This window comes from Paenibacillus sp. JT22N12, from assembly GCF_056269365.1.
Genome location: NZ_JBWDNU010000011.1, coordinates 150,267 through 169,856 on the forward strand (window position 1 = coordinate 150,267; position 19,590 = coordinate 169,856).

Here is a 19,590-nt window from a genome sequence, read left to right on the forward strand (position 1 = left end):
ACTATGCGTCTTAGAGGAAGAAAAGGAATTCGGGAAAGCTTGGAAGCGCAGCCGGAGCTCGTCGTTTTGGAGGCGGCGCCGCTCAAGGGGCACTGGAGCGAATTATTTGACAATGACCATCCTATTTATGTGGAGCTTGGAATGGGCAAAGGACGTTTTATCACGGATATGAGCGTTCGCAATCCTCAGATTAACTACATCGGCATTGATATGTACGACGAGCTGATTCGCCGGGCAAGCGACAAGGCGCGCATCGCCTGGGCGGAAAAAGGGGAAGAGAATCCGCGGAATCTGGCGCTCGTCCGTGCTAATATCGAGACGATCGAAGACATTTTTGCTCCCGGGGAGATCCAGCGCATACATTTGAATTTCAGCGATCCCTGGCCAAAAGGCAAACATGCGCGAAGAAGGCTGACCCACTCGCGGTTTGTGTCGAAATACATCGAGATTCTGAATTCACTCGGTGAAATTCATTTCAAGACGGACTCCCAGTCCCTGTTTGAGTTTTCGCTGAACAGCTTCGCGGACATGGAGCTTCATATGCGGAGCATTTCACTCGATTTGCATAAGGAAGGATTGCGCGACGATCTCGTGCTGACTGAATATGAAGCCAAATTCGTCGATCGCGGCAATCCGATCTACCGGGTGGAGGTTGTCATCGGCCAAGAGGCTTTGTCTGCGCATAGGGAAAGCAAGCGGCAGACTCAGTTGAAGGACCATGCGGCGCACACCAGCATCGAGGTCAGCGATCCCAGTACGGCCCCTGCTGCAACGTCAGAGGGATAATGCAGTCCCAGATACATCCTCGACCATCCGACGGAGACGCCAAGAATAAGACCGACCGGCAGCAGCAGAGGCATCAGAGCGGATTCTGCGGCCAGCCAGGGCATCAGCCAGGCAAAAATAGCTGTGGTATGTCCGGATGGGAATGAGGAATCACATAATGGCTTGAGCACTGTGTTTACCTTGGGCAGAGCTTGATGCGGTCTCAAACGCCGGAATTTGCGCTTCACAAGCGCGACCGGTAAATGGCTGATGGCGACTGCAATCGCCGCCTGCCACCCAGCGGTGTGCCAGGGCTCGGCGGCCAGCAGCGCGCATAATAGGGCGGTGACTAGTGTGAACGTCGCGCCGCCCGTATGCGTGATCATATTCAACCATCTTCCCAGCCATTTATTCAAACCCCGATGGGAAGGTCCGCGGTTCACCCACAGAAATATCCGCTGCTCATTGGATTGCAGCCAGTACACGACTCGACTCACAGAGCAAACCTCCTTCCTTAAGGCGAAGCTGGATTTTCCGAATTTATTTTCAGTTTACAGCCGATTTGTTCACGCTGTGTCAATCCGCATCATTTGCTTATCACTATTTAACCACATATAGGCTTATACGAACTAGGGTGCAAATTAGAGTTCCGGTTCGTTTCTTGTATCTTGCGAGCTATTTGGGGGCGTTTATTCAAAGAAAAACGCCTATTTTGCATGGACAGGAGAATTTAATCGTATTTTGACCGAAATTTTCCGTTTTACAATCGGCATAGGATGGTTAAGATGTTATGGAGATACATGAGAAGCTTAAGTTAGGATACTGTCCAAAACGCCCTATCCAATGGTGAATGATGGAAATATGCCTTTGCGTTCATCATTTCGTCACATTGGAAACAGGCTTGGATGAAACTTTTCCCATTGTATTTTCGTTAAGTAAATGGGCAGCATTTTTCGTAAATGAGTCAAAATAAGGGAGTAACGACAGAAAAACATGGTTTGAGCTCATTGAATGGTTATGGAAGCCCTTTTCCAAGCTTACATGACCGAAAAAAGGCGATTTGCGCTTTTGACAAAAAGAATAATTGTGTGGAAAATCATTATGGCTGCGGAAAACAAACATAAAACCGCATCAATGAACAACGCACGCAACAAAAAACAGAGAGAATATGAAAAATGGGGTCTCAAGGGGGCAGTAAAAGTTATGGTCAATTCTCTTTTAATTTTTTTCCAGATCTTCTTGGCTTTCGTCGGTGTTTACCAGTTTACAATTTCGTTATTCGGTATCGTCAGAAAAAAGAGACATCTCAACCACAAACCGCAAAAGTCATTCGCAGTGCTTGTCGCCGCTCACAATGAGGCGCAGGTGGTCGGGGCATTAATCGAAAACCTGAAAAAGCTTGATTATCCAAAAGAACTTTACGATATTTTTGTCATTTGCGACAACTGCACAGATACCACCGCCGACATTGCACGGAGCCATGGCGTTCATGCCTGCGAGAGGAAAAATCCGCATTTGCGCGGCAAAGGACATGCGATTGAATGGATGCTCAAGGAGCTGTGGGGCATGCCCCGCCAGTATGATGCGATCGTCATGTTTGATGCCGACAACCTGGTCGGTAACGATTTCCTCGTCCACATGAATAATGACCTTTGTGAAGGCAAGAAAGTCATTCAGGGTTATCTGGATACGAAGAATCCTGCCGATTCATGGGTTACAGCATCGTATGCTATCACGTACTGGTATTGCAACCGGCTGTGGCAGCTGTCCCGCAGAAACCTGAACATGGCCAACTACCTCGGAGGAACAGGCATGTGCTTTGACTCCGAGCTGTTGAAGGAAATGGGTTGGGGAGCAACCAGCCTGGTAGAGGATTTGGAGTTCTCGATGCGGTGTGTAAAACGCGGCATTCACCCGGTACTTAATTACGACGCCAAGGTATACGACGAGAAGCCGCTGACCTTCAAGGCTTCATCACGCCAGCGTCTGCGCTGGATGCAGGGGCACTTTACAGTAGCGCGGCATTACTTCTTCCCGCTGCTGTGGGCGAGCATCAAGGAGCGCAATTTTGTGAAATTCGATGCCGCACTGTATTCCATCTCGGTGTACAATACCTTTATCGGCTTTGTAGCGACAGCGATGCTCTGGATGGATAATATAATTCCTGCCCATAATGCATTTACGTCGATTTATTATTACCTGCCGTATTGGGTGCCGATTGTTGCGATCTCAGCAACAGCGGTCATGTTCCCGCTCGTGATGATTCTGGAAGGCATCAAATCCGGCAAGATGTATGCGCATCTGCTGTCCATGATCGTATTCCAGCTCTCATGGCTGCCTATTACGTTCTATGCTTTCTTTACACAAAACAACAAGCAATGGAGCCATACCCAGCATACGCGTGTGCTTCGTCTGGAAGAAGTGCAAAGCAAACAGATCTGATCTGACTTCGCTTGTCATTTGACGATTGACATCAATTGGATTGTTATGCTATATTAACTCGGTAGCGCCAGCATGTCTGGTGTTAAGCAAAAGCAGAAGCACCCGCTTCTCACCTGTCCGGCAGTCGGCTGGCTGGTTCGCGATCGATGATTGATTTAGGCTCGCCGCTAGAAAGTGGCGATGATTGAAATGCCTACAATCTTGGTTAATGGAATGCGGGTCCGTGCGGATCCGCATTTTTTATTTTGTTTGTGATTCGCAAAATTTGGAGGTGGCAGGTTATTAGCAGGGAACATCAAATCAACGATGAAATTCGGGCCCGCGAGGTACGTGTAGTAGGTGCCGAGGGAGAACAAATCGGAATCAAATTATTTCGTGAAGCGCTGCAAATGGCAATCGATTTAAACATGGATCTTGTTAACATTGCGCCCACTGCGAAACCGCCGGTTTGCCGCATCATGGATTATGGCAAATTCCGCTATGAAACGCAGAAGAAAGAGAAGGAAGCCCGCAAGAATCAGAAGATTGTGGACACCAAGGAAGTGTGGTTCCGTGCCAATATCGACGAGAACGACTACCAGACAAAGTTCCGCAATGTTGTGAAGTTTCTGGGTGAAGGCGACAAAGTGAAATGCTCCGTCCGTTTCCGCGGCCGCGAAATTACGCATGCTTCCGTCGGTCAGAAAATTCTTGACCGGCTGGCGAAGGAAGTTGCCGATCTGTGCGTGATGGAACGTATGCCGAAGCTTGAAGGCCGCAGCATGATCATGATATTGGCGCCTAAAACAACCAACTAACGTTTAATCTATGAGGAGGATCATCAAATGCCTAAAATGAAAACACACAGCAGTTTGAAAGACCGCTTCAAAATCACCGGAACCGGCAAAGTGAAACGCTTCAAGGCGTTCCGCAATCATTTGCTCTCCGGCAAGTCGCCCCGTCAAAAGCGCGTACTGGCAACGCAGCCGCTTATGGCAGCAGGCGATGTACGCCGCTTGAAGCAAGGTCTTTCAAACTTGAAATAGTACATTACGAGAGTAAACATAAGCATAACCAACATTCGGGAGGTTTCTATTCATGGCAAGAGTTAAAGGCGGATTTGTCCGCGCACGTCGTCGTAAAAGAGTTTTGAAGCTGGCTAAAGGCTACTTCGGCTCCAAGCATCGCCTGTTTAAAACAGCAAAAGAGCAAGTGATGAAATCGCTGCTCTACGCATACCGCGACCGTCGTCGCAACAAACGCGATTTCCGCAGACTGTGGATCGTTCGTATCAATGCTGCAGCACGTTTGAACGGGCTGTCATACAGCAAGTTCATGTTCGGCTTGAAACAAGCTGGAGTTGAAGTGAACCGCAAAATGCTCGCTGACCTTGCCGTCAATGACATTAATGCATTCAACTCGCTTGCAGGCATTGCAAAAGAGAAAGTAAACGCGTAGCGTTTACACATAGCATGAAACAAAAAGAGCCTTCCATCAATGGAACAGGCTCTTTTTTGTTGTGTCCATTGAAATTCCGGAATTCAAGGCATATGACCCTATCCCGCTGCCTATGCTCAAAGAAGTAACTAAAAACAGGACAACCGGACGGCCTATCTTTGTCCCTTATGGACAACGGTACAGTCCCTAATAGCCGGTTCCGAATACGCTATATAGGACAACTAAGCTTTCGGCGCCTCATGCGAAAGGCCCTATGCAGCGGGATGCCGGAAGTAAAGGTTCGCAAGAAAATTAGAGGAGGGATTGCATATGCAACGCGTCTCCAATGAGCAAGCTCGTAAACTTGTTGGCAAAACCGTTTATGCGGTTCGCAAAGACGGCTCGGTACGGACGGGCAAGCTCGTCCGCGTCCATCAGAATAAGCTCTATTTGCGTCCGGCCGGCAAAGATAAAGCAAAATCAGTCAAGACCAAAGCGATTCTGCCGCTCGTACTGTTTGATTTACTGGCAATCGGCACACTTCCGTTTGCCGGCGGCTTCGGCGGTGGCTTTGGTGGCTTCGGCGGTGGCTTCGGTGGCGGCGGCTTTGGAGGCCCTTATGGCGGCGGCTTCGGCGGCGGCTTTGGAGGCCCATGCTGCCAGCCGGGATTTAAAAACTTTTATTAATAACTGCCGTTTTGCAGCTCGGGGGAGTTAAAAAGAAGTTGTCAATGATTTGTTCATTTCATAGCATTGATAATCTGGCAGTTCACGGACGGTTTTATAGCCGAGCTGGGTATAAAGCCGCATTGCGCGGGGATTGCTGTAATCCACGAATAACCGGGCTGTTTTACATTTGTGAATCCGTCCGTATGCTTCCCCTTGTGCCATCAATTGGGTTCCCAGCTGTTTTCCCCGATGCTGGGGATGAACGGCGAGCATGTCGTAAAGCAGCGTCTCACCTCGTACATAGAGATGGACGAAGCCCATCGGCGTGCTCGTTTTTGTTCGTGCAGCGACGAAGGTGACGCCGTCACGAAGCCGCTTGGGCAGATCGCGGATTGCTTGCGCATCCCTGGGGGATGTCGTATAGGAAAGTGGGATCAGTTCCCTGATTATCAGGCGGATAATCTCGGGATCATCGGTCCGCGCCCGTCTACGTCTAATCAATGAGATCAACCCGCTTTCGGCCAGGCTTGAATTTGCAGCTGCTGATACCGGCTTTTATAATGCTTTACCATCTTATGTACGGACGCCGGGAATTGCTCCGCAGTGCAAGGATGGATTTCTTAAGTTTTTGCTTCGGCAGAAGCTTATAATGGTTCTTGACTAACCCGGTGCCGAAGCATATAATAAGCTGTAAGCAAGACGAAGCTCATCATATGACGCAAGTAATCGCTGGCACGAAGTATCGGGCTGGGCTATGTGTCGTCATGGATGATAAGCGTTATATTCCGGAAATATCGGAACGGCCAAGCAGGTTTTGTTCTGATATTCTCAAAATAATGTATCTGCTATGAAGAGGACGAAGTGTTAAGGGCTCTTTTGCTCAGAGAGCGGACGGATTTGCTGCAACCGTCGCCAAAAACCCTTTCCAACGAGCTCACCTCGGAGCTGTTTCCCTGAAAAGCTTTCCCGATTGGATGATGATTGAAGCATCTTATAGTGGAGACCGTATTAGGGGAAATCGTAGGGCACACGTTAATGTGCCAGGGTATGAACGATGGCGTGCACGCCGTTCTTACCTGTTGAGGTTATTTACTGCGAAGTGAATAACAAACCTGGGTGGTACCACGGAAGATATACCTTTCGTCCCTAGACGCTGAACAAGCGTCAGGGCGCGGAAGGTTTTTTTGTTTTTCTAGAGAGGAGGACGACTTAATGGTCGCTCAAAGTGCAACGCTAAGGTCAAAAGAAGAATTGATGGAAAGAATGAGTAAACCAGATGTCATTACCGGTTCGGAAATGCTGCTTCGCAGCTTGGTGCTTGAGGGTGTCGATTGCGTCTTCGGTTATCCCGGAGGAGCTGTATTGTTCATTTATGATGCGATGCATGGATTCTCGGATTTCCATCATCTGCTGACCCGTCACGAGCAAGGCGCCATTCATGCGGCAGACGGCTATGCGCGTGCAAGCGGTAAAGTCGGCGTATGTATAGCGACGTCGGGACCGGGAGCTACGAATTTAGTGACAGGTATCGCAACCGCGTATATGGATTCGGTGCCGCTTGTCGTCATCACCGGCAATGTAGCGACGAATTTTATCGGGACGGATGCTTTTCAGGAAGCGGATATTACCGGCATTACGATGCCGATTACCAAACATAGCTATCTGGTGCGCGACGTTAAGGATCTGCCCCGCATTATCCATGAGGCTTTCCATATTGCCAACACTGGCCGCAAAGGCCCGGTATTGATCGATATTCCCAAGGATGTATCCTCGCACAAGGCGATGTTCAAGCCTGTGAACGAAGTCAGCATCCGCGGCTACAATCCGACGGTTTCGGCGAAGAAGCCGCAAATTGACAAAATGATCAAAGCCATTGAGGAAGCGGAACGTCCGGTCATTCTTGCGGGTGGTGGGGTTGTATATTCCGGCGGGCATGAGGAATTGTATGAATTCGCCACCAAAGCGGGCGTGCCGATTACAACGACGCTGCTTGGTCTTGGCGCATTCCCGAGCGGCCACGAGCTGTGGATGGGAATGCCGGGTATGCACGGCACCTTTACAGCCAATAAAGCTATCCAAGGGGCCGACCTGCTGGTTAATATCGGAGCGCGCTTCGACGACCGGGTAACGATGAAGCTCGACGGCTTTGCTCCGAATGCAAAAATTGTACACATTGACATCGATCCGGCGGAAATCGGCAAGAACGTTCCTACCGATATTCCGATCGTTGGCGATATCAAAACCGTGTTGCAGCAGGCCAACAAGGAAGTGAAGTATGCAGCCAAAGCCGATGCCTGGCGTGCGCATATTCAGCAGTCCAAGCTGGATCATCCGCTGGGTTACGTCGATTCCGAAGTGGTGCTGAAGCCGCAGTGGGTTATCGAGATGATCCATGAGACGACCAAGGGCGAAGCGATCGTAACGACAGACGTCGGTCAGCATCAGATGTGGGCGGCGCAGTATTACCGTTTTAATCAGCCCCGTTCCTGGATCACATCCGGGGGCCTCGGCACGATGGGATTTGGATTCCCGTCCTCCATCGGCGCCCAGATGGCGCATCCTGACCGGCTGGTTGTCTCCATCAATGGAGACGGCGGCATGCAGATGTGCGCACAGGAGCTGGCGGTTTGCGCGATTAACAACATACCGGTCAAAGTGGCCATTATCAACAACCAGGTGCTTGGAATGGTTCGTCAGTGGCAGGAGCTGATTTATGAGAACCGGACCAGCCACATTGATTTGGCGGGCAGCCCGGACTTCGTAAAGCTGTCTGAAGCTTATGGAGTAAAGGCTTTCCGTGCGACGAACAAGGAAGAAGCGCGTGATGCCTGGATTGCGGCCTTGGATCATCCGGGACCGGCTGTTGTCGAATTTGTCGTCCGCAAAGACGAGAATGTCTATCCGATGGTTACGCAAGGATCGACGATCGATGATATGCTATTGGGGGATTCAGAATGAAGAAACATACAATCGCCGTACTCGTAAACGATCAACCCGGCGTTCTGCAGCGCGTTTCCGGCTTGTTCGGACGCCGGGGGTTCAATATTGAAAGCATCACCGTGGGGACAAGCGAAGAACCGGGCTTGTCCCGGATGGTCATCGTCACGTCTGGCGATGATCACACGCTTGAGCAAGTAACAAAGCAATTGTACAAGCTTATTGACGTTATCAAGGTTATCGATCTGAGCGCCAACCCTATGGTCGGCCGCGAATTGGCACTGATCAAGGTCAATGCCGAACCCTCATCCCGTCCGGAGATTCTCGGAGTAGTGGATACGTTCCGGGCAGCTGTGGTAGATATTGGCACAAGCACGCTGATGGTTCAGGTTGTCGGCGATACCGACAAGATTGACGCCATGGTAGAGCTCCTGAAGCCTTACGGTATCCGCGAGCTGTCACGCACGGGCGTAACCGCTATGATCCGCGGCAGCGCCAAGTAGTAGAAGAAGCTAAACATGAACCGCCATTTTGGGCGGGAGTTAAAGCGGGGGAGCTCGGGATAGCAGCTTTATTCCGACCATCCCTCCTTTAACACCCGCTCAAAAGGGTCAAATTAAAGGAGGCTTTATTATCAATGGCAGTTACATTGTATTATGAAAAAGATGCAGACCAAAGCGTTCTGCAAGGTAAAACGATCGCCGTTATCGGTTACGGCAGCCAAGGACATGCACAAGCACAAAACCTGCGCGACAGCGGTTTGAAAGTGGTTATCGGTCTTCGTTCCGGTAAATCGGCTGACAAAGCTAAAAACGACGGTTTTGAAGTGTTATCCGTAGCGGAAGCGACGAAAATCGCTGATGTCGTACAAATCCTGATGCCTGATGAAACGCAAGCCAAAGTGTACAAGGAAGAAATTGAACCAAACCTGAAAAAAGGCGCGGCTCTCTTGTTCTCCCATGGCTTTAACGTTCATTTTGGACAAATTATCCCTAATAAAGATACCGATGTACTGCTCGTCGCTCCTAAATCGCCGGGCCACATGGTTCGCCGCACCTATGTAGAAGGCTTTGGAGTTCCAGGGCTTATCGCAATCGAGCAGGATGCTACAGGCAATGCCAAAGCAATCGGCCTTGCATATGCAAAAGGTATCGGCTGTACTCGTGCAGGCGTTATCGAAACATCTTTCCGTGAAGAGACCGAAACCGACTTGTTCGGTGAGCAAGCGGTACTTTGCGGAGGAGCAAGCGCACTGGTTAAAGCAGGCTTCGAAACGCTGGTTGAAGCCGGCTACGCGCCAGAGATGGCTTACTTCGAGTGCTTGCATGAGCTGAAGCTGATCGTCGATCTGATGTATGAAGGCGGACTTGCTTCCATGCGCGATTCGATCTCCAACACTGCTGAGTACGGCGACTACGTTTCCGGACCTCGCATTGTAACAGACGAAACGAAAAAAGCGATGAAAGCCGTTCTGGAAGACATCCAAACAGGACGTTTCGCCCGTGACTTCATCCTTGAGAACCAATCCAACCGCGCTATGCTGACGGCTACACGCCGCAACGAAGCCGAGCATCCAATCGAGGTTGTCGGCGGACAGCTTCGTGAATTGATGCACTGGATCAAGAAGTAATCGACTGTTGAATGAGCTGACGGGGAAAGAAGGCTGCGTCGTTCACGCTATGTGAACGGCTGGCTTGTTTTTCTTCTTAAATACGGTTGCATCTTATCCCGGATTATCGGGACGCTCCCCGCACTGCCTGCCTGGCAAATGAGGGGGGCGTCTCGCCATCCGGGATCATTCCGTTCATGGAGGTGTACGACTTGCGTAAAATTTATGTATTTGATACGACGCTTCGCGATGGCGAGCAATCACCCGGTGTGAACCTGAACACGAAAGAAAAGGTCGAAATCGGCCTGCAGCTGGAGAAGCTGGGCGTCGACCGGATTGAAGCCGGTTTTCCTGCCGCCTCGCCAGGCGACCTGGAGGCTGTTAATGCGGTTGCGCGCGCCGTCAAGAACGCGACAATCATCGGCCTGGCCCGTTCGCGGGAGCAGGATATTGACGCGGTCAAGGAAGCGCTGAAAGGAGCGCAGGATCCCTGCATCCACTTGTTTCTGGCTACGTCGCCGATTCACCGCAAGCACAAGCTGCGGATGGAGAAGGAGCAGGTGCTGGAAACAGCCGAGAGAGCGATCCGTTATGCGAAACAGTATTTCGATAAGGTGGAATTCTCCCCGGAGGATGCCGGCCGCACGGAGCTTGATTTTCTCTGTGAAGTAACGGCGATGGCCATTCGCGCCGGTGCGACGGTCGTTAATATTCCGGACACGGTGGGCTATATGAATCCGTCCGAATTCGGCCATATATTCAAAACGCTGAAATCGGAGGTTCCGGGCATCGAGAAGATTCAGCTGAGCGCGCATTGTCATGATGATTTGGGAATGGCAACAGCCAATGCGCTGGCGGCGATTCTGAACGGCGCCGATCAGATTGAAGGCACCATTAACGGAATTGGCGAGCGTGCGGGCAATACCGCAATCGAGGAAGTCGCGATGGCGCTTGCGACGCGCGCTGATTTCTTCCAGGCGAAGACGTCGCTCACGCTGAGCGAAATTGCCAAGACGAGCCGTCTGGTCAGCAAGCTGACCGGCATGGTCGTACCTGGCAACAAAGCGATCGTGGGAGCAAATGCGTTCGCGCATGAATCCGGAATCCATCAGGACGGCATGCTGAAGGAGAAAACGACCTACGAGATTATTTCCCCTGATATTATCGGCTTGAAGGAATCCAAGCTTGTTCTTGGCAAGCACTCCGGACGGCACGCCTTCCGCGAGAAGCTTATCGATTTGGGATATGAACTGGACGAGGAGTCCGTGAACAAGGCGTTCGCGAAATTCAAGGATCTGGCCGATAAGAAGAAGGATGTCAGCGATGAGGATATTCGTGCGCTTCTTGAGGAGAAGCTGGTGGATACGCCCGAAGTCTTTACGCTGGAGACGATCCAGGTCAGCTACGGCAACCAGTCGGTGCCAAGCGCCACTGTCCGTATCAGCATTGAGGAGCGCGGTGTAAGGGAGCAAAAAGCGGAGGGCAACGGCTCCGTCGATGCGATCTACAATGCGATTGACGCGGTGACCGGAGAAGTGGTCGAGCTGGAAGACTACTCGATCAAGTCTGTTACACAGGGCAAGGACGCGCTTGGCGAGGTCCATGTCGTGCTTGGTCAGGAAGGCGTATCGGCGCAGGGCCGCGGCCTGAGCACCGACATTCTGGAAGCCAGCGCACGCGCCTATATCGATGCGCTTAATCGTTTGATCGATAAACGCAAGTCGCCGGGCCGGCGCGATAAGATGAGCCTGATTTAAAGCCGGAGTCCGTAATTATAGCATGACCGCAAACAGAGAACGCCTCAGCCTCCCCTTTGATTGGTGGAGCTGAAGCGTTTTTTTTTGGTTCTTTCAGAATATATAGCACTTCATGTCTCCACCCTGTCTTCGTTTTTTCCCCGCTTAGGTCTATGAACCCATGCTATAATGGGGTATATATGTTTTGGGAGGATCATAAAGCGGATGTTATTTGTTTGGATCGCGCTGTGGACCACATCTGCCTTGCTGATGGCAACCAACCGGAAGAGCGTCGCCGTTCGCTGGCTCAGTCTGGTCGCGTTCTGTGGCGGGACTGGCGCACTGGCCTCCAATCTTGATGGCTGGATTTTGGCCTGGCTTGAATCCGGGCTGATCAATGACGATCGTGAGAAGCTGCTGCGCATTCTTCAGCGGGGCTGCTCCTGGATAAGCTATTATGTTCTGCCATACGCATTTCTTTGCTTTGCTTCCGCCTATCATATAGGGGCGATTCCATTCTCCTACGCCAGGAAGCTTCCAATCGCAGCGCTGCTGTTCCCCGTGGGGATGCTCGCGGTTCCGGTCACCTCGAATACACCTGTCCATTTTGGACTTTTGGCGATATGGGCAATTCCCTATTTGATTCTGGGAGCCGTACTGCTCCTTATGAAGCGTGACCGCCATCCGGCTGACCGGCGGGCGCATGCGGTGATGATGGCCGCGGTCCTTCCAGCGGTCCTGATTGCGCTGTTTATGAATTATCTGATGCCTTTATTCGGCGTTTATGGCATGTGGCGTTATAATGTGTGGCCAATCGCCTTTGCATTTGTTGTTTTTATAATAGCGTTGTTTAATTTTGGTTTTCTTGGGGTGCAGCTTCTTATTGAGCGCAAAAGACTGGATTTCTCGCTGCGGGCGATTACAAGCGGCACAGCCATGCTCAATCACGCCATCAAGAATGACATTGGCAAAATCAAGCTGTTCAGCGACAAAATCGAGCGGGCGGCTGAACCGGATCAGGAGCTGCGGGATGATATCCGCGTCATCGGATCTGCTGCCGTGCACATCGAGGAAATGATCCGCAGCGTGCACGAGCGCACCCAGGAGCTCCGGCTGCAGCCGGAGCAGATCAGTCTCGCTCCCCTGGTTCGCGAGCAGTTGAAGGCGCTTAAGCCCCGGCTCCAGGGCAGGATCGTTCTTCATGCCGACTATGATGAGGGAGCTGCTGTTCTGGCTGATCCCGCACAAACGGCTGAGGCGATCAACAATGTGCTATCCAACGCGGTTGAAGCGATGCCGGAAGGCGGAGAGCTCAGAGTGAGAGTGATTGGCGGAAAGCGCGGCAGCACCATTGAGGTACGCGACAGCGGCGTGGGGATCGAAAAGCGGCATCTGCGCAAAGTCACAGATCCCTTCTTTACGACGAAAAGCGGCAAAGCCATGAATTTCGGGCTTGGTCTGGCATACTGCAGCCAGCTGATGCATCGGCAGGGCGGCGAACTGAAATTGCAAAGCGAGTCCGGCAGGGGAACTGTAGTGTCTTTCCATTTTCCAGCGATTAAACAGGCAAAAGGAGCATGGCGATGACAGATGTTAACCGCATACGAGTGATGATTGTGGAAGATGATCCCGATTGGCGCAGAGGGTTGGCCGCCTACATTAACAGTCAGCCTGACATGAGTACGGCCGCGGAGGCGGATACGGCGGAAAATGCACTGCAGCGTGCGGGTGAGGTGAAACCGGATGTCATCCTGCTTGATATTATGCTTGCCGACAGCCCTGATGGGCTGAGACTTGCAGGAGAGCTCCCTTTGTCGTCGGATGCGCGGATTATTATGCTGACCTCTATGGACGATAAAGCATTCGTTGTGGAAGCGTTCCGTGCCGGGGCGGTTAATTACCTGGTCAAATCGGATTTCTCGACAATCCCCGAAGCCGTCCGCAAGGCGGCAGCCGATCACTCGTCTATTGATGCCTCCGCAGCCCGCCAGATGCTGGAAGAGTTCCGGCGCCTGAAGCATCTGGAGCGGGAATACGAGGTGGATAAGTTCAAGCGGCAGGTTACTCCTTCAGAGCTGCAGCTGCTGTCCATGATTCACGAAGGATACAGTCAATCCGAGATTGCGGAGAAGGAATTTTTGTCGCTGCGTACAGTCAAAAATCATGTAACCAATATTTTGCGCAAGCTGGGCGGCAAAAGCAGCAAGGATGCTGCCCAAAAAGCCAAGGACATGGGGTTGTTCTAGAGACTGCGTAGAACTGCCCAAAGATGATTCCACGAAAGCAGAAGCAAAATAAGCCCGTTTACTCTTAACTGCAGGTTATAAGCTTATGCGTAACGCCTATAAAAGTCATAGCTTTAATATCTTTGTCTTATGCGCGGAAATATGGTACAACTGAACATAGACTGAGAATCATAATCAAAAGGGCTGTCAGCTTCGGAAGCGAAACGCATCGCGTCCTTAAGAGCGGCAGCAGCCCCATTCAAAGGAGAGTTCATTACCATTATGGCAGACGTGAAAAAAATAGCGGTCATCGCGGGCGACGGAATCGGACCGGAAGTTGTAGCCGAGGCGCTTAAAGTATTGAAGAGAACCGAGGAGCTGTTCGGTTACCGGTTCGAAACCGAGCATGGCTTGTTCGGCGGTATCGCCATCGACGAGAAGGGCACTCCGCTGCCTCAGGAAACGCTCGACATTTGCAAGGGGGCCGACGCAGTGCTGCTTGGAGCGGTTGGCGGACCCAAATGGGATAACAATCCGAAGGAGCTTCGTCCCGAAACCGGACTGCTCGGCATCCGCAAGGCGCTCGGCCTGTTCTCCAATATTCGTCCGGCAACTGTATTTGACTGCCTCAAAGAAGCTTCTACATTGAAGCCTGAAGTACTTGAAGGCACAGATCTGATTGTTGTGCGCGAGCTTACCGGGGGAATCTATTTTGGCGAGAAATTCCGCCGCGAGGGTGCAGGCGGCGAAGAAGCCGTGGATACTTGCGTTTACAATGTAACGGAGATTGAGCGCATTGTCCGCCAGGCGTTCGAGATTGCCCGGACACGCCGCAAGAAGCTGGCATCGGTCGACAAGGCGAACGTACTGGAAACCTCCCGCCTGTGGCGCGAGGTTGTGAACCGGATCGCCCCTGACTATCCCGATGTGGAGCTGGAGCATGTTCTGGTCGATAACTGCGCAATGCAGCTGCTCCGCCGTCCGTCAAGCTTCGATGTTATTGTAACGGAAAACATGTTCGGCGATATTCTGAGCGATGAAGCGGCGATGCTGACCGGTTCAATCGGTATGCTGCAATCCGCATCCCTGGGCGAAGGAAGCTTCGGCCTCTACGAGCCGGTACATGGTTCTGCGCCTGATATTGCGGGACAAGGCATTTCCAATCCGATCGCGACTATTCTTTCCGTTGCGCTGATGTTCAGACTGACCTTTGACTATAAGGATGCTGCGCAATCGATCGAGGATGCCGTTGAATCCGTGCTTAACGCCGGCCACCGTACGGGAGATATCGCGGTTGATAAAAGCAAGGCGATCGGCACCGTTGCCATGGGCGATTTGATTATTGCCGCTATGAAGAAATAATTTATAATAATTATTAAAAAGTAATTATTTCATTCTTGACTTTGTTACAAAGTGATGTTAGGATTTTAAACAGGGCAAGAATTCTTCAGGCGCATGCAATTCCCAAATCCGGTCATCCGTACCAATCGGGACTGGGTGAAGGGAGGCGCCGAATAATCAAGCGCAAGCTTTTCGGGGCTGACTGCCGCACAAGCGGAAGTGGTCACAGAAGCAAAAGCGCGAAAAAAACTTAGGAGGTATTCACAAATGGCAGAACGTTTGGTAGGTCGTCCGGCTCCTGATTTCTCTTTGGAAACCGTGACTGGAAATGGACAAGATTTCGGCAATGCATCCCTTGCAGACTACAAAGGCAAATGGTTAGTGCTCTTCTTCTATCCATTGGATTTCACTTTCGTGTGTCCGACAGAAATCACTGCTCTTAGTGAAGCAGCAAGCCAATTCAGCGAGCTGAAAACCGAAATTCTGGGTGTCAGCGTAGACAGCAAACACAGCCACCGCGCTTGGATCAATACACCTGTTAACGATAACGGTCTTGGCAAATTGAACTTCCCTCTTGCCGCAGACATCACGAAAAGTGTTGCCCGCGACTACGGCGTCCTGATCGAAGAAGAAGGCATCGCGCTTCGCGGCCTGTTCATCATCGATCCGGAAGGCGAAATCAAATATCAAGTCGTTAACCATAACGATGTAGGCCGCAGCGTTGAAGAAACGCTTCGTGTTCTGCAGGCGCTGCAATCCGGCGGCTTGTGCCCGATCAACTGGAAACCAGGCGACAAACATCTGGTTGCGAAATAAATTTTTCCTTTATTAATCAATAAAACCCGGCAGTCTCAGTGAGACTGCCGGGTTTTCGCCGTATTCCCCGCCTGTGGCAAACGAAGACCGGTCAAGTAGGGCGGGTATTAATCCGCAGTCAAGCAGGAATTATAAACATAGGTGACGAATACCTTTATAAAAGTTTAAAACCTGATTCTTACAGATGTTCAATGTGGAGTAAGGAGGGAGACTGTCATGAGTTTCTGTTGCGGTGCAAGCATGATTGGCACAAACGGTACGTTAAAACATTTTCGTACACATATTCATAATGTTCCTATTTTATTCTGTCCGGTATGTCATCGAGTGGAAATTCATCATATGGTTGAGAACGAATATGAAATCTTGGCTGAATATGCCCACGGCGACGGTGCTTCCGAAGTCGATTTTCTTGAATATGTGGAGCAGGACAATGTCACCCTGTTCGAGAACTGCGTAAACAACGAGGACGAGGATCCCATGGACGTCGTACAAAATCAGATCGATATGGCACTTGATCTGCTCTGCTTTGCTAAACAAATTTCTGATGAAGCTTGGCAAACGGAATTGAAACGAAGGCTGGGAACGCTAAGCCAGCGGCGTAACAAACTTCGTAAGCGGCGGACATCTGAAGGATATTGTTAACGGTTTACGCCTCCTTGTCAAGGGGGCTTTTTTCTTTGATAAGGACAGGGTGTTAACACCCCCTCAAGACAGAGGATCAGCACGAAGCATGTAAGGTGAGGTGGAATGGTTGCTACTCGTCGTATTTAAACGATTATTCGGCAAACACGGGGCCGGCTTGCCGCCGCAGAAGCACGACAGGGCCAGTCCCGAGACGATGGTGGAGCTTATCCGTTCCGGTGAAGCTTCGCGCGATGAATTCATCGCTGCCTATAAGCCGTATATCGCTAAAGTTACGAGCCGTTTTTGCAAAAGATACATAGATCCCTTACGGGATGATGAGTTCAGTATTGCGCTCAGCGCCTTCAACGAGGCGATTGAGCAATTTTCAAGCCAGGCAGGAAAATCGTTTCTCGGCTTTGTCGAAACGGTGATCCGGCGCAGGCTTATTGACTATGTGCGAAAAGAACAGCGCCATCACTTATGTGTACCCTACAGCGCTTTTGATAGTTTGGATGAAGAGGGACAAAATGTAAATCCCATTGAACTGCGGGAATCGGTTCACCGCTATCAGCTTTCTCAAGAGGCGGACTCCAGGAAAATGGAAATTGCTGAATATAACCGCAATTTGCAAATGTATGGCATTTCCTTTATGGATTTGCCGGATTTATCGCCTAAGCATACGGATTCCCGGCAGATGCTGATTGCGATTAGCTGCAGTCTGGCTTCGGATCCAGGGATGTACATGACATTGAAAACGACCCGCAAGCTACCGGTCAAAGAGCTTTGTCAGGTTTCCGGAGTTTCGAGAAAAACCATTGAGCGGAATCGCAAATATCTGATTGCACTAGCTGTGCTGCAGCATGGGGATTACCCTTATCTCCAGCATTATTTGGAACCCGTTCTATCATCTTACAGGGAAGCAGCGCCGTCGAAGGGAGAGAGAGTATGAATCGCGGAATCATAATGGAGGTAGGCAAACGTCATTTGATCGTGCTGACGCCTGATGGCTCATTCTATCGGGTGCCTTTCAAACCGGATGCATCCATCGGCGAAGAGATAACTTTTCCGGCGAATGCCAGACGGAATCGTCCGCGCAGCATATACCGCTTAAGCGCGCTGGCCGTCGCGCTCACGCTTCTTCTTCTCATACCTTTGCTGCTGATACCCTTCAAGGAACATTCGGCTGTGGCCGCATATTTGACAATGGATATCAATCCTAGTCTGGAGCTGGGAATTGACGAGAGCGAGCGCGTGATTGAGCTTCGCGCCCTGAATCAGGCGGGAGCTGCTGTCATTACAGATCTTCCCTTCCGTGATTTGCCTCTGGAGCAGGTGACGGAGTCGATCATGGAGCGTATTCAAGCCAGGCCTTATTTTGCAAATCATGAAGGCAATATTGTCATTACAAGCATTATGATGAGGCAGGATGACGACGTATTCTACGAATCGCTGCTGACGCAGCATATGGATGAAGCAGTTCAAAAGGCGTTGGCCGAATCCTCTCTGCCAAGCGAAGCCCATGTTGAAGTGACGACGTTGTCTGCGCCGAAGGAAGTGCGAGATGAAGCCAATGAACAGGGGATATCTACCGGAAAAATGGCTGTTTATTTGCTGGCCAAAAGCCAGGGGCATGAGGTTACCGTAGAAGAATTGAAGAAACATTCAATTTCCCACACCACAGAGGACTGGGGAGGAGTCAAAGCGGTTGTCGGTGATACGGAGAAGGTTCAGCCTGATCAGAACAAGAAGCAGCTCCAGGAGCTGCTGAAGCAGGAGAAGGATTTGCAAAGCCAGGTGAAAGATACTGCGTCTGATCAGTCGCAAACGGCGGATAAGGAGAAGCAGCCCGGGACAAGTGAGAAGGATGCTGCACCCTCGGGAAATAACAAGGATAAGAAAGAAGCGGCTGCCAGCAAGGATTCCGGGGATAAAGAAGGCTCCGCCAGCAAAGCGAATACCAGCAAAACTTTGCCAAGGAAGGGGAGCGAGGTAAATACGGCGCTGCATCCAAATGAGGCAAACGGGGCACTTGCAGATAAGAAGCATCCCATCCCGAAAAGGCATGATAAGGATAACTCCAATCAGAAACAGGATAAGGTTAATAACCAGCGCGGCAGCAGTAAGAACCTGGACAGCAGCCGGCATCGCAGCAGCGATAACCGGGACGGGCTGAATAATAGAAGCTATGGGACCACAAGGGGCGGGAATCTGCAGCATCAGCAGGAGCGCTCCCGGGACGGCCAATCGGATTCCAAACAAGGACGCGGGCGGGAAGAGGCAAAAGACACTTCCAAAGGCCGCGATTTTGACGCAAAAGGGAGAGGAATCCAAGGAGGCTCCGATGATCGGCGATCGGGTGGGAATAAGCAGTAATAACCAGAATATTACAGAAACGTCCCGATATAAGTGGTATTTTCCACAATATTACAGATTCATCCCGAAACAGGGACGAAAGTTTGGGTATATTGTTCCTTTTTGGAACAGCGTATTTCGACAGTATCTCCTGTTGACACAAAATAGATGATATCTCTATGATTAGTATAGGCATATCCCTACTTGGAAGCAGACCAGAAATAATTGGTTTAACGAAGTGGAGGCGATATCGTATAGTGGAAATGTTCCATTTTCGCGGGACGGCCGATGTCATCATCGCACGTCAGAGAGGAAGGGGCATTGCAAAAGCGATCGGTTTTGGTCTCGTTGATCAGACGATTATTGCGTATATCATTTCAGAATTGGCAATAAAGCTGAATGCATTCAGTGAGAAAGGATATATGGGAATACGAACCATCGCCGGATGCAGAGAAGAATCGGAGCTCGGCATCGAAGTGCGGCTGTTTGACCAATTTCATGGACTGAGCCGGGGCCAAATAACCAATGTGGAGAAGCTCGTCGATGATATGGATATGATACGTGATCGTGCACACGGGACTGTGATGACGTTTCGTAAATGGCTGGTCTCTCCGCTTCATATCGATTAACCGATTTGTGCTGCAGGAGAGGGGTAGAA

General features: G+C 50.8%; 20 protein-coding genes and 1 other annotated feature. Of the genes, 18 read left to right on the forward strand and 2 right to left on the reverse strand.

Going from position 1 to position 19,590, the window contains the following annotated elements; translation table 11 throughout:
* The first annotated feature begins 3 nt into the window (after positions 1-3).
* Positions 4-786 (forward strand): tRNA (guanosine(46)-N7)-methyltransferase TrmB, encoded by a 783-nt coding sequence (trmB, locus tag AC0YOA_RS29510; RefSeq protein ID WP_475789670.1) that lies wholly within the window; start codon positions 4-6, stop codon positions 784-786.
* Here trmB and AC0YOA_RS29515 read toward each other — a convergent pair.
* The gene (locus AC0YOA_RS29515) at positions 705-1,262 is read right to left on the reverse strand and encodes a phosphatase PAP2 family protein (protein ID WP_475789671.1); all 558 of its coding nucleotides are present in this window, start codon (positions 1,260-1,262) and stop codon (positions 705-707) included. The genes trmB and AC0YOA_RS29515 overlap by 82 nt on opposite strands.
* Positions 1,263-1,968: 706 nt before the next feature.
* Here AC0YOA_RS29515 and AC0YOA_RS29520 point away from each other — a divergent pair.
* The 5 genes from AC0YOA_RS29520 to AC0YOA_RS29540 all read left to right on the forward strand — a co-directional run bounded on the left by AC0YOA_RS29520 (position 1,969) and on the right by AC0YOA_RS29540 (position 5,310).
* A complete protein-coding gene (locus tag AC0YOA_RS29520; RefSeq protein WP_475789672.1) occupies positions 1,969-3,207 on the forward strand; it encodes a glycosyltransferase family 2 protein in 1,239 nt (412 codons plus the stop codon).
* Positions 3,208-3,291: 84 nt separating this feature from the next.
* Positions 3,292-3,456: a sequence feature (ribosomal protein L20 leader region), on the forward strand.
* A 5-nt stretch (positions 3,457-3,461) separates the two neighbouring features.
* Positions 3,462-4,004, forward strand: a complete 543-nt coding sequence (infC, locus tag AC0YOA_RS29525) for a translation initiation factor IF-3 (protein WP_379219634.1) — start codon at positions 3,462-3,464, stop codon at positions 4,002-4,004.
* A 27-nt stretch (positions 4,005-4,031) separates the two neighbouring features.
* The gene (gene rpmI / locus AC0YOA_RS29530; RefSeq protein WP_475789673.1) at positions 4,032-4,232 is read left to right on the forward strand and encodes a 50S ribosomal protein L35; all 201 of its coding nucleotides are present in this window, start codon (positions 4,032-4,034) and stop codon (positions 4,230-4,232) included.
* A 52-nt stretch (positions 4,233-4,284) separates the two neighbouring features.
* Positions 4,285-4,644: a 50S ribosomal protein L20 gene (gene rplT / locus AC0YOA_RS29535; RefSeq protein WP_210045488.1), complete on the forward strand. Its 360-nt coding sequence runs from the start codon at positions 4,285-4,287 to the stop codon at positions 4,642-4,644.
* Positions 4,645-4,953: 309 nt separating this feature from the next.
* The gene (locus AC0YOA_RS29540; protein WP_475789674.1) at positions 4,954-5,310 is read left to right on the forward strand and encodes an eL33 family ribosomal protein; all 357 of its coding nucleotides are present in this window, start codon (positions 4,954-4,956) and stop codon (positions 5,308-5,310) included.
* Between the two features lie 27 nt (positions 5,311-5,337).
* Here AC0YOA_RS29540 and AC0YOA_RS29545 read toward each other — a convergent pair whose 3' ends face one another.
* A complete protein-coding gene (locus tag AC0YOA_RS29545) occupies positions 5,338-5,793 on the reverse strand; it encodes a GNAT family N-acetyltransferase (protein WP_475789675.1) in 456 nt (151 codons plus the stop codon).
* 711 nt (positions 5,794-6,504) lie between these two features.
* On the opposite strand from AC0YOA_RS29545, the gene ilvB reads away from it, so the two are divergent.
* From ilvB to AC0YOA_RS29605, 12 genes are all read left to right on the forward strand, one after another.
* A complete protein-coding gene (ilvB, locus tag AC0YOA_RS29550; RefSeq protein WP_475769039.1) occupies positions 6,505-8,250 on the forward strand; it encodes a biosynthetic-type acetolactate synthase large subunit in 1,746 nt (581 codons plus the stop codon).
* Positions 8,247-8,732: an acetolactate synthase small subunit gene (ilvN, locus tag AC0YOA_RS29555; protein WP_210045492.1), complete on the forward strand. Its 486-nt coding sequence runs from the start codon at positions 8,247-8,249 to the stop codon at positions 8,730-8,732. Before ilvB ends, ilvN begins: the two co-directional genes overlap by 4 nt.
* Before the next feature lie 134 nt (positions 8,733-8,866).
* Positions 8,867-9,859, forward strand: coding sequence for a ketol-acid reductoisomerase (gene ilvC, locus AC0YOA_RS29560; RefSeq protein ID WP_210045493.1), 993 nt, complete (start codon positions 8,867-8,869; stop codon positions 9,857-9,859).
* A 191-nt stretch (positions 9,860-10,050) separates the two neighbouring features.
* On the forward strand, positions 10,051-11,595 hold the full coding sequence (locus tag AC0YOA_RS29565; protein ID WP_475769040.1) for a 2-isopropylmalate synthase: 1,545 nt from the start codon (positions 10,051-10,053) through the stop codon (positions 11,593-11,595).
* A 204-nt stretch (positions 11,596-11,799) separates the two neighbouring features.
* Positions 11,800-13,161, forward strand: coding sequence for a sensor histidine kinase (locus tag AC0YOA_RS29570; protein ID WP_475789676.1), 1,362 nt, complete (start codon positions 11,800-11,802; stop codon positions 13,159-13,161).
* Complete coding sequence (locus tag AC0YOA_RS29575; RefSeq protein WP_475789677.1) at positions 13,158-13,820, forward strand: response regulator; 663 nt, start codon at positions 13,158-13,160, stop codon at positions 13,818-13,820. Before AC0YOA_RS29570 ends, AC0YOA_RS29575 begins: the two co-directional genes overlap by 4 nt.
* A gap of 261 nt (positions 13,821-14,081) precedes the next feature.
* Entirely contained in the window at positions 14,082-15,161 is a 1,080-nt protein-coding gene (leuB, locus tag AC0YOA_RS29580; RefSeq protein ID WP_475769043.1) for a 3-isopropylmalate dehydrogenase, read from the forward strand.
* Positions 15,162-15,407: 246 nt separating this feature from the next.
* Complete coding sequence (locus AC0YOA_RS29585; protein WP_210045498.1) at positions 15,408-15,956, forward strand: peroxiredoxin; 549 nt, start codon at positions 15,408-15,410, stop codon at positions 15,954-15,956.
* Between the two features lie 216 nt (positions 15,957-16,172).
* Positions 16,173-16,598: an FH2 domain-containing protein gene (locus AC0YOA_RS29590; protein WP_210045499.1), complete on the forward strand. Its 426-nt coding sequence runs from the start codon at positions 16,173-16,175 to the stop codon at positions 16,596-16,598.
* A gap of 100 nt (positions 16,599-16,698) precedes the next feature.
* A complete protein-coding gene (gene sigI / locus AC0YOA_RS29595; RefSeq protein WP_475789678.1) occupies positions 16,699-17,529 on the forward strand; it encodes an RNA polymerase sigma factor SigI in 831 nt (276 codons plus the stop codon).
* Positions 17,526-18,953 carry an anti-sigma factor domain-containing protein gene (locus AC0YOA_RS29600; protein WP_475789679.1) on the forward strand — a complete coding sequence of 476 codons (1,428 nt, stop codon included), beginning with the start codon at positions 17,526-17,528 and terminating at the stop codon, positions 18,951-18,953. The genes sigI and AC0YOA_RS29600 overlap by 4 nt, the downstream gene beginning before the upstream one ends.
* Before the next feature lie 236 nt (positions 18,954-19,189).
* Positions 19,190-19,561 (forward strand): ATP-binding protein, encoded by a 372-nt coding sequence (locus AC0YOA_RS29605; protein WP_210045501.1) that lies wholly within the window; start codon positions 19,190-19,192, stop codon positions 19,559-19,561.
* Positions 19,562-19,590 lie beyond the last annotated feature (29 nt).

What these genes read in the sequence shown, in the direction of transcription:
- trmB (WP_475789670.1), top strand. Translation starts at nt 4, where the DNA reads ATGCGTCTTAGAGGAAGAAAAGGAATTCGGGAAAGCTTGGAAGCGCAG.
- AC0YOA_RS29520 (WP_475789672.1), top strand. Translation starts at nt 1,969, where the DNA reads ATGGTCAATTCTCTTTTAATTTTTTTCCAGATCTTCTTGGCTTTCGTC.
- rpmI (WP_475789673.1), top strand. Translation starts at nt 4,032, where the DNA reads ATGCCTAAAATGAAAACACACAGCAGTTTGAAAGACCGCTTCAAAATC.
- rplT (WP_210045488.1), top strand. Translation starts at nt 4,285, where the DNA reads ATGGCAAGAGTTAAAGGCGGATTTGTCCGCGCACGTCGTCGTAAAAGA.
- AC0YOA_RS29540 (WP_475789674.1), top strand. Translation starts at nt 4,954, where the DNA reads ATGCAACGCGTCTCCAATGAGCAAGCTCGTAAACTTGTTGGCAAAACC.
- ilvB (WP_475769039.1), top strand. Translation starts at nt 6,505, where the DNA reads ATGGTCGCTCAAAGTGCAACGCTAAGGTCAAAAGAAGAATTGATGGAA.
- ilvN (WP_210045492.1), top strand. Translation starts at nt 8,247, where the DNA reads ATGAAGAAACATACAATCGCCGTACTCGTAAACGATCAACCCGGCGTT.
- ilvC (WP_210045493.1), top strand. Translation starts at nt 8,867, where the DNA reads ATGGCAGTTACATTGTATTATGAAAAAGATGCAGACCAAAGCGTTCTG.
- AC0YOA_RS29570 (WP_475789676.1), top strand. Translation starts at nt 11,800, where the DNA reads ATGTTATTTGTTTGGATCGCGCTGTGGACCACATCTGCCTTGCTGATG.
- AC0YOA_RS29575 (WP_475789677.1), top strand. Translation starts at nt 13,158, where the DNA reads ATGACAGATGTTAACCGCATACGAGTGATGATTGTGGAAGATGATCCC.
- leuB (WP_475769043.1), top strand. Translation starts at nt 14,082, where the DNA reads ATGGCAGACGTGAAAAAAATAGCGGTCATCGCGGGCGACGGAATCGGA.
- AC0YOA_RS29585 (WP_210045498.1), top strand. Translation starts at nt 15,408, where the DNA reads ATGGCAGAACGTTTGGTAGGTCGTCCGGCTCCTGATTTCTCTTTGGAA.
- AC0YOA_RS29590 (WP_210045499.1), top strand. Translation starts at nt 16,173, where the DNA reads ATGAGTTTCTGTTGCGGTGCAAGCATGATTGGCACAAACGGTACGTTA.
- AC0YOA_RS29600 (WP_475789679.1), top strand. Translation starts at nt 17,526, where the DNA reads ATGAATCGCGGAATCATAATGGAGGTAGGCAAACGTCATTTGATCGTG.